The 10,194-nt window shown below is 50.4% G+C and carries 7 protein-coding genes; 1 reads left to right on the top strand and 6 read right to left on the bottom strand.

Features of this window, described 5'->3' with window-relative positions; all coding sequences use genetic code 11:
- Positions 1–7 precede the first annotated feature (7 nt).
- On the top strand, positions 8–1,024 hold the full coding sequence (locus SH451x_RS12125) for a Gfo/Idh/MocA family protein (RefSeq protein ID WP_479362718.1): 1,017 nt from the start codon (positions 8–10) through the stop codon (positions 1,022–1,024).
- Positions 1,025–1,042: 18 nt separating this feature from the next.
- On the opposite strand, the gene SH451x_RS12120 is transcribed toward SH451x_RS12125, so the two are convergent.
- From SH451x_RS12120 to SH451x_RS12095, 6 genes are all read right to left on the bottom strand, one after another.
- The gene (locus tag SH451x_RS12120; RefSeq protein WP_479362717.1) at positions 1,043–1,621 is read right to left on the bottom strand and encodes an ECF-type sigma factor; all 579 of its coding nucleotides are present in this window, start codon (positions 1,619–1,621) and stop codon (positions 1,043–1,045) included.
- Between the two features lie 330 nt (positions 1,622–1,951).
- A complete protein-coding gene (locus SH451x_RS12115; protein WP_479362716.1) occupies positions 1,952–3,523 on the bottom strand; it encodes an alkaline phosphatase D family protein in 1,572 nt (523 codons plus the stop codon).
- Between the two features lie 251 nt (positions 3,524–3,774).
- Positions 3,775–4,137: a DUF3467 domain-containing protein gene (locus SH451x_RS12110; protein ID WP_479362715.1), complete on the bottom strand. Its 363-nt coding sequence runs from the start codon at positions 4,135–4,137 to the stop codon at positions 3,775–3,777.
- 213 nt (positions 4,138–4,350) lie between these two features.
- Positions 4,351–6,597: a hemolysin D gene (locus tag SH451x_RS12105; RefSeq protein ID WP_479362714.1), complete on the bottom strand. Its 2,247-nt coding sequence runs from the start codon at positions 6,595–6,597 to the stop codon at positions 4,351–4,353.
- A gap of 96 nt (positions 6,598–6,693) precedes the next feature.
- A complete protein-coding gene (locus SH451x_RS12100) occupies positions 6,694–7,995 on the bottom strand; it encodes an efflux RND transporter periplasmic adaptor subunit (RefSeq protein ID WP_479362713.1) in 1,302 nt (433 codons plus the stop codon).
- A gap of 12 nt (positions 7,996–8,007) precedes the next feature.
- Positions 8,008–10,050, bottom strand: a complete 2,043-nt coding sequence (locus SH451x_RS12095; RefSeq protein ID WP_479362712.1) for an efflux RND transporter periplasmic adaptor subunit — start codon at positions 10,048–10,050, stop codon at positions 8,008–8,010.
- Between the last annotated feature and the right edge of the window lie 144 nt (positions 10,051–10,194).

The raw sequence follows: 10,194 nt of genomic DNA, 5'->3' as shown, positions 1-10,194 counted from the left end.
AACATCTATGAAGCTTCGTATTGGATTAATCGGTCAAAGTCGCGATTGGAAGTCGCTCTACTATCCCATGCTATTGCAGATGCGGGATCGGTTCGAGATTCGATCTGTCTATAACTCGGTCAACGCACTTGCCGATCAAGTGGCTCATCAGTTTGACGCGACTAAAGAAGATAGTTTCCGATCGATGGTAAACCGCAGCGATCTGGATGCGATCATGATGTTCGAATCGGACTGGTACGGACACCTTCCGATCTATGCTGCTTGTGAAGCTGGCAAAGCAGTCTTTTGCGGTTCGGATGTCGAACTCGATGCAAACTCGATGGAAGTGATCAAAACGCGCGTACAGGCAACTGGGATCGCTTTTGTTACCGAACTACCGCGGCGGCATGCACCCGCTACAGTTCGCTTGAAGGAGTTAATCGCAACTAGATTGGGGCCACCGCGATTGCTCTTTTGCCATCGACGCTTGCAGAATGATTCTATCGAGGTCGAAAAGTCAGCTCGCACTTTGTCTCAACGCGCCGAACGAGAACTGGTTGAGCTTGTAGATTGGTGCCGCTATTTGGTTCACGATGAACCATCTTGGGTCCAAGCGATTCGTCATCCCTTCAAAGTAAACCCCACGGCGTCCGACTACCAAGTCGTATCCTTGGGTTTTGGCGATCCAGAGCGCGATACCGATTCGGTGTTGGCTCAAATTTCGTGTGGCGCCTACATTCCGGCTCAGTGGCACGAAGCGATCGCGTTTCGTCCACCGGCCGCGATCCAGGTTTGTTGCGAGAACGGTTTAGCCTTCATCGACTTGCCGACCAGTCTGGTATGGTTCGATTCAGCCGGCCGCCATCAAGAAAGCCTAGAGTACGAAACAACTGCTTGCGAGCGGATGCTTCAACAGTTCCATCGCAGTGTTACGAGCTTGGTGCAACGAGTCGAAAATCTCGAAGACACCTACAACGCATTGAATATCGTTGGCTTGGCCAAGCAAAGTATGATCGCAGCACAACGCATGCACATCCCAAAGTAAGCCTGTTCTTACCAAGCGTTACCAGCCATCTTTTTCGATCTGCTTGAGAAGGTAAACCTTGGCATACGCCCAATAGTTATTTGCCGTGCGTAAAGAAATCCCCATACAGTCAGCCGCTTCCCTGATTGTGAACCCGGCGAAATACCGGAGAGTTACCAACTCCGCGATGTCGGGACGTATACCTGCCAGACTAACCAAGGCATCATGTAGGGCAATTAAATCGAGCGATGCAATAGGGGAAGGCAATTCTTCAATTGCAATCTCTTGCCGAACTCTGCCCGAGTTTCGTTTCGCCGCCGATCGTCGTCGCGCTGCGTCGACCAGAATACGCCTCATCGATTCCGCAGCAGCATTAAAGAAATGTCGCTTGTTTTGAAAAGTGCATGGCTTGTCGCTCGAGATTAATCGAACGAAGGCTTCGTTGACCAAATCCGTCGTTTGGAACGAATGGTCTGACCGTTCACTTCGAAGCTTGGCCGCTGCCACGGCACGAAGTTCATGATAGACGGCGGGAAGTAATTTATCCCAGGCTTCTATTTGACCATCGTTAATCAGTTGAAGAAGATTGGTTACATCAGTCGCCAGAGCTGAATTCATTGACGTCTCCGGATTGAAAAGCTCAAAACCTACAGCAAGTTGTATGGGCGACGGCAGCCGCGCAAGACATAAGCGCACCTCGCTACGGCTTTTACTCTTCCTTCATCCTCATAGGTAACAATGTATTGCTACCAGAAGAGCCAAACAATAGTTTCAACCGGCACGATTGCGGCACGTTCGAATAATGGGTGACAACCCAAACGAATTCGCGATAGAAGTAATTCCCTGGCAGCCTTGTTTCGCCTTAATACAGAATGCGAATTTGGATAACAACGACTGGGCAATCCAGAGATTTTAGATTGATCAGAGTTTCTGAAATCGGTTGTTACGTCAGCTACTGCGGACTGCGCCGGGCTTGGCGTTCTCGACGACAAATTTTGCTCTTGAAAAGCACTCTGATTCAATCGATGTTACGCTCTTTACAACTCGATAGTCGGAATGCCACTCATTCTTGTCAATCTCGCAAGCAACGTAGCCACGATCACCATTGTAGAACTTAACAAACGAGTTGTCCCGATAAACGCCGTCCGCATCTTCGCGTCGATCAATGCCTTCTCCGCCGGAACTGATCGAAGTCCCGACGAATTCGGTGGCAACGGTCGATGCACTTTCGTCGTCGAAGTCAACTTTTAAATCATTTACCCAATTCGTATGAATGTCCCCGGTTAAAACGACTGGGTTACTTATTTTGTTGCTTTCCAGCCATTTCAGCAAACGCGTTCTAGGCTCGTGATAGCCTGCCCATTGGTCCATGCTCCACCGAATACCATCGCCAGGATCGCGATCAACACGGCCCATCATGATCTGCTGCGCGAGCACGTTCCACTGTGATTCGGACTTGCTCAACTGGCTCTGTAGCCAAGCTTCTTGCTCGGATCCAAGCAGCGTTGCGCTGGGATCAAATACTCCGTCGCAAGGCGGTTTGTTGTGGTCCCCACACGGCTGTGGAGTTCGATACTGACGAGTGTCCAGCACTTGGAATGACAGAAGCTTTCCGATGTTAACCGTTCGATAGAGCTGCAGGTTGGCACCGTGTGGAATCTGAGCTGCACGAAGTGGCATGTGCTCGTAGTAGGCTTGGTACGCACGCGCTCGACGCGCTAAAAATTCTACGGGGTCGACATCCGGCTCCTCGGAGTGATCCGCGGCGTAATTGTTATCGAACTCGTGGTCATCCCAAGTAACGATCCATGGACAATGGGCATGTGCAGCCTGCAAGTTCTCGTCTGATTTGTATATCGCAAATCGATCGCGATAGCTGGCGAGAGAATTCAGCTCTTTACCAGGAACTGAACGAACTTTACCCTGAGTCCCAGCGCCTTCGTATATGTAGTCGCCTAAATGAATAATCAAATCAAGATTCTGATTTAGCATGTCAGCATAAGCGTGGTAATATCCATGCTCGTAATGCTGGCAAGAAGCAAACGCAAAGCGAAATTTGTCGACGGCCTCGTCGATGTTTGGAAATGTTGCAGTTTTACCAACGGGACTGGTCGCATCGCCAGCATGAAAGCGATACCAGTACGGACGGTTGGCCTTGAGTCCCTGTGGTTCGACGTGAACCGAGTGCGCAAGATCGATCGTTGCTGTGGCCTCACCTTGCTGCACGATCTCGCGCATACCTTCGTCAGCTGCGACTTCCCAGCGAACGCGAATCGGCTCCGGCCCTAAACCGCCACCGCCCAATGGATCAGGAGCTAGACGCGTCCAAAGAACAAATCCATCCGGCGTAGGATCACCGGATGCTACCCCGAGGGTAAACGGATTTTGTTTAAACACCGGGTTTGTCTGGAATCCGTATCCACGCCGCAAAGCCAGAGTCGAGAAAGAGAATAATGATGCCGCCCGGATAAAATCACGGCGGCTCAATCGTCTGAGTATTTGGTGTGCAGACAGTTTCATGGATCGAACTCTTTATCGAGAACAACGAAAGCTAGACCAGATTCAGATTTCGTTGTACCGCACGAACAGGTCTAAAAGAAGGACTCCACGATTTTGATCGCGCATTTTTAACAATGTGCGGCGAGAAAAAATGTCGCTGGTCAATAAAAAACGGCACTCGCGATTATCGCAAATGCCGCACTGTTCAAAATCTGTTGATGTAGCCCTGCCCCCACGAGCGAAGCGATCAACTGGCGCAATACGTCAGCTGTCTAGCCGTTCTGTTGTTGAACTCGCAGACGCTTGTTGATGTCTGTTTCAAGAACGCCGAAGACAGCTTCATGACGCTGAACGGACATCTGAAGCGCAGCCAACAGCCGCTTCGCAGTGAAAAAGTTTAGAATAATCCGTTGCTTGACGTGGATCGGATCTTTGGGGACGCCAACTGGCTGTGGGTTCAAACCAAAATCGATAATTAGCTCTTCTGGTGAGCCAGTTACGCGGCAGAAGTTTGCGTACAAAGCAAGCGCTTCGTCGTCCTTCACCTGTACTTGTACGGTTTGTTGTGCGGCGCGTTGTGGTTCGACTGCTGCACCCTTTTCTTCATCTTGCGTCTTAGACTCGTCGCTTGCCATCCAAAAACTCCTTGTGCCTCGCCTGAGGCAGCTGAAAAACTACTACTCGAAAATTCGGTCAACTATCCGCTCAGGATTCATCGGAAACTACATGCCCGATGCTAACTTCTAGAATGAGTTGCAATTTATGTTGTAGCATGAAAAGCAACTGCATCCCAGGTCGGATAGTGAACAACAATAAAACTTCACAACAAATCGGACCGGAGAATCGATTTAAAAGTCAAACTTAAATGTTTTCGTAACCAATCGTGCCAGTCGCCAGCCCAGCGAACGCCAATGAACATGTATTTTTGCCTGCCCCCGATAACCAGTTCGCAACGGTATATGTGACTCGTTGATCGGAACCTGAGCTTGGTAGGACGTGCTGATAGGCCTTAATCGCCCAGACGCATCTGCGATTGCATCCAACCCTCCACCTGACTGAGCAGCTAGCGATTGCGGAGCTTCTCGGATCTCTGACTGTGAAATTTTGGCGATTTTACCGTGGATACTGTTAAGCCTGGCTGAATCGAGCATCATCTCGACATCATCTTTACCGTCCTTGTCCAGGAGATCGATATCTGCCTGATCGATAATCAAAACTGCCTCCATCGCGGTCGGATCAGCGATATAGCACAAGAGATCGGCTTTGGAGAAGAAAGCTTGTTTGTTAGCTGGTTTGAAAGGCGATCCATACCAGCCTGGCAACTGATTGTCGCCGGCTTTCTTCGATTCATCAGGCTTGGCAGGGGGCTCAATAACGACTCCATCACGACGGGCTACTAATTGAAGTTTGCTTCGATTGGCTCGCGCCTTTTCCGCTTGGTTTATACTAGTCTGCAGCAGATCTCGCTGAGCAGGAATGGACGCGCCCGCTTTTGGATCAACAGCCGCCTGCATCTCTAAATGCTTAAGCTGCACTTCAGCGTGTTCTCGCGAACTCTCGGCATCTGCCAGTCGCAAATCAAGTTCTAGATTTTGAAGCTGTGCGATCGGCTCTCCTGCGCGAACATAGTCGCCTGGCTGTTTGTATAAGGTCAACAGCGCACCTGGTTCGATGACTCGGACCTGATGGGCATCCTGCGGCTGAATCTCAAAGGCACAATTTACGTGGTACGGCAGCGGCACAAAACAGACGAAACCAATGATAGCCGACGCAACCGCCAGCGTCGTTAATACATGCTTGGGCTTCATTTTTGCAGCCTTTCCAGGTGTCTTAAAAAACTTATACGTTTGAATTACAGGCTGCGCGAACATGCCGATCACTCCAGCCATTGCGATAGTTCGGCCAAGGGTTTCCAGGCCGTAAGGCTTGAGGACCTGATTTAAAAACCAAATGATTCCAAATACAACGACCCATCGATATACCGACGCTACTATCGTAAAGAGAGCAAACCACGCTTTCTTGCGATGTGGTAGGAAAGGATTGTCTTGAAGCTCCAGACCGAGACAGGTTTGTTGAAACCATCGCTTTAGCGTTTCGGTGCTCTTCTGCCGAAGGTTCGGGATCTCCAGGATATCCATCAAGATATAATAACCGTCAAAACGTAACAACGGATTGCCGTTGAAAACGACGGTTGATACCGAACAGATAAACATCACCGACAGGCACAGGAAGTTAAACATACCCGGTTCGCTGTACCACCACAAAAACGTCGCGCATGACGCAAGGATCAGCTCAACGTACATTCCTGCCGCGCCAATGAATACGCGCTGCCACTTGTTAGGCAACATCCAGGAGTCAGAAACGTTGCAATACAAGCAAGGCGTAAACACAAGCAGCATAACGCCCATCTCGTGACACTCGCCACCAAACTTTTTACAAGACAAACCGTGGCCGAATTCATGAAGAATCTTGACGATCCCCATCGTTAGACCAAGCCACAGCCAGTTGTCGGCAGCGAAAAATTGCTCAAAGGTCGGAAGTTTGGTCTTAAACGTCTGCCATTGCACAAACACGAGCAACAACGCACACAAACCGAATGTCAACGCACCAATCAAAGCGCCCGGCGTAAATAGCCAGCCAAAAATGGGCAACAGTCTGTTTAGAATTTTTTCCGGATCAATCCCTCGAAATCGTAACGCAAAGACATTGGCGAGTTTGCCAAGTCGCTCTTTTCTTTTCTTTTTATCGCCGCGTCGTCGAAGCTCGCGACCTTGCCCGGTAGCATTGCTGATCACCAAACCGCTGCGATGCAGCATCCCAACAAACTGCTGGAGCTCTTGCAGCGATATTCGTTGCGGTGCAAACTTCGCCTGAAACTGTTCGCGGATCGACTCAAGCGAACGATGTCCATCCAACCAGTTAAGGATGGCGAACTCTTCCTCGTGAAAGCGAAAATAGTTTAAACCTACAGGCTCTTTGATTACCCAATAGGCTCGCCCGTGATATTGATGCCGGCGCGCGTCCAAGTCCGGACGCTTCCGCAATTGTAGCGGTCGCTGCGCACTGTTTACTAGCGAGTCAGCCAGAGTAGTCATGCAATGATTAAATTTTACGAACTTAGCGTCCGCAGTTCTTTAGCAACTAGCAAATACAAATTGTACAGCTAGGGGGTGGTTAGAATTCGGGCGAGGCTACTGGGCATCAATGGTAATCGTGGACATCATGCCTTCACGAAATAGCCACTGTCCGTCCACTTCTTTGTTGGGGATTTCGATCCAAAGCTTGTACGATTTGGATGATTCCATAACGGGTGACACGAAACCTACACGTCCTTGCACTTCTTCCGAGGCACCTGGGTACAAACGAATGTTAATCGTCGCCGGCGCACCTAGCAACCGGTGCGGTGGTGCTTGCAGGTCAGATACGTTCACCGAACCGATGACTCGCAATTTCTCGAGTGAAACCAAGCGCATAATCACGTCACCCGCACGAACCCAGTCATGCAGGTCTTTCTTCCGTTCCGCCACAATGCCGTCAAACGGCGATCGAATCGTTCGCAACTCGAGCTGGTTTTCAGCCATGCGCTTCTTTGCTTCACTAACGCCAACAGCAGCCATATCCTGGTTGTTTTTAAGTTTCGCAACGGTAATCGCCAGTGCCGCTCGACGCGCCTCAAGCCACTTTTTCCGGTAATCCTGGTCAGTTTCGGCGTTCTTCGCCTTCAGTTCTTTGGACGTTTCAAACTCAAGTTGTGCGACATTGTTAGCAGCTTCGGAGTAATCGATTTCCGACTTGTCTTTCGCCTTCTCGGCCGCTGCTTCCAACTCTTTCGTCGCGACGTCAAGTTCTGCCGCCGCCATCCTCGCGTCAACTTGAATCAACTCGGCATCGGCAGCAATCAAATCCCCTTCGCCAGCTTGCAACATTGTGATCTTGCCATCCGACTGGGCGGCAATCTCCAAGTCATCGACGAACTTCAAGTGTGCATTCGTGATTACAATCTTGCCGTCGGTGCGTGTGCTATAAGTGCTATCTTGCTCATTCGACAGAGGACGACTGTTCGCTATTGATCGTCCCTCTTCAGGAAGCGATTGCGAAAACGAGTCTGGCTCAGCGTCGATCTGAGCGAACTTCATTCGCGAGCCATCTTGTTCGGTTAAGTATCCATCGGTGTAACCATTCGGCTGCTGCGAAGCGGTACGCAAGTGGGAAATCTGCTGCGTCACCGGCCCCCCATAATTCGAACTTGTAAACTCACCATTGGCAAAAGAAGCACCGGTTGAGTCTGAAGTCCCGTCCATAGCAAGTGGTTCGCCTGGAGTAACTTCAGCAAGTTCACCCGACGGCCTGCCCGTGGGACCGACCGCTTTAATAGCGACGGTTTCTACTGATCGCTTACCGGTTAGCGATTCAGGCATATAGTCACAACCCGCAAGGCAGGTGAATGCGACAACGGCAGATAAAGTCGACCAGTTTTGAATGGAGATTTTCATATATCGCTTAAATTAAAAAATTACGTTCGCGCGAATCCATTCGGGGATTTCGTGGAACCAAGCATAACCGGCGGCAGCTTTACCGCATTTAACATCCACTGTTACTTCGGATCCCGGCAGTCGCGAAATCCCTTCCATCGAATCAGGTACAATCCTGACGCGGACGGCCGTTCCATCATCGGCGTTCAACTCGGCTTGTTGGTGCACAGCATGCCGATATAGTTTTCCTGTATGCACTTTGGCAGGGTTCGATTTTAAAATAAAATCGCAGGGCAAAAATTCGGCATCCGTTTTTGCAAACGCTTCGTCAAGATGCTTCATTCGCTTTTCGGGCATCAAGACTTCAAGCTCCCAGTCTGCGCCATAGTCCGCAATATTCAACAGAACTTGCCCCGTAACAACAGGTCGCGCACGAAGTGTCTTTTCGACATCCCAAGTGGTAACGACACCATCGATCGGACTCGTGCGACGCAGCTGCCTTTGCCGTTCTTCGAGAATCTTGTATTGCGTTTCAAGCGATTTGAGGACTTGCTGCGTTTCGGCAATCTTGGCGTCGACCTGCACCTTTTCAACTTCAGTCATATTCTGGACGTTCTTGGTGTAGCCCAGCGAAGCCTGTTCTGACAACTTCTGTTGGTATTCACCGCGGACCTTTTCGAGCTCAGCGTCCAAACTCGCGTTCTCAAGAATAACGAGCTCATCCCCTGCCTTGACCACATCACCAGTTTTGACTTTAACTTCGCTGACTTCGCCATCGATATGTGCAAACACATTGTGTTCGACAGCGGGCACTAAATTCCCTTTGCCCTTCAAGTCAAAATCAATTTGCACAAACGTAAGAGCGGCAATTGCCCCTGCCACCAGTGCTAACACTAACATGGTCTTAGGAAAGGCCGAACCGCGGAAAAGCCATGTCAATCGATCGAGCAGCTTCCATAGGGGCATCAGGAAAAGGTTACTGTGAGTCTGTGAATTTGCGATAGCGCGGCATGCATGTTCGTAGACCAAATCAACGCGGCCCTCGAGTTCTTCGCGGCTTAACTGCGTTTCGATTTGCTCCACAATCATAGCGCCGATGATACGGCGATGATGCTTTCGCTGATCAATCGTTTCACGATCCGCCAGCACGTCGCCGGCGATCGCTTTCTCAGGTTCAAATATTGGAAGTACCGCAACCGTACGACCATGCGAAAGATCGACGTAGTCCTCTACCGCTTCTTCGATCTGTGGCGGAAGTTCCTCTGTCGAACCATCGTACCAAAGCGCTTCGCCCGATCGGATAACACGTGTCGCTAGATTATTAAGCGACTGAACTTCGTTAGATCGGCTTTCGATCGTATCCTGGCCACTCATCGCAATGACCTTCGTGTTACGACCACGCATCGTAGCAACGCTCACGCGGTCGCACTCAATCAAACGCCGACCTTCATTCGCAATCGTGAATGCAGTATCGCGAAGATCGAGACTGTTGTGCACTAGTCTCGCAAATTCGTCGGCTTGTTGCCAAAGTTGCTGACGCGACGAAACTTCCTGAAAGGCATGTCCCTTCAGCCAGTCACCGATCAGCTTGAGTACGTGCTCGAGGAAACGAAGGTAGCCGCGCTGAGCTTCAATTTGACCGTCTGGTCGCTGGAAAATTTCGATCATACCGACCGCACGCTTGTCAGCCGCCATAGGCCCCAACACGAGCAAGTACGATGTGGGATTCGCCAACTCTTGATTGTCACCGAACGTGCTATTAGGAGGAATTAGCTCAGGTCGTCCTTGTTGCAAGACCTGCCCCAACAAGCGATTGTGCCGCACAGCATCTTCGCTCTCTGTGCCCAACACTTCCGGTTGAGCCTGAATCTGGTAAGCACGCTTGAGGGTATTTCCTTCCAACAACCAGACAGCGCCGCCCGGCGCCGCAAGCGCCGCAACAATCCGTTGCAACACTGCCGGATAATACTCGTTAGCCGAGCATTCCGTTTTCGATAAATCCGCGATCTCAGTGACTAACGTCCTTATCTGACGCTTAGTCTGCTCGACGCTCTCTTCAGTGGGTGCACTCGACATCTGGCAGAAGGGTTGGGTTTGGCTCGAACAGCAACGGAATTAATTGGTAAAGTTGGAGGTTAAGTAGTCAGCTATCTCATTGAAAGTGCGATTTGCAAAACCATGCCGGCTTTCAGGAAAGGGATAGCCGCACACGACGGATAC

The organism is Njordella aestuarii, assembly GCF_056494165.1.
The sequence above is the reverse complement of the archived record's forward strand: the minus strand, read 5'-3'. Positions and strand labels throughout refer to the sequence as shown.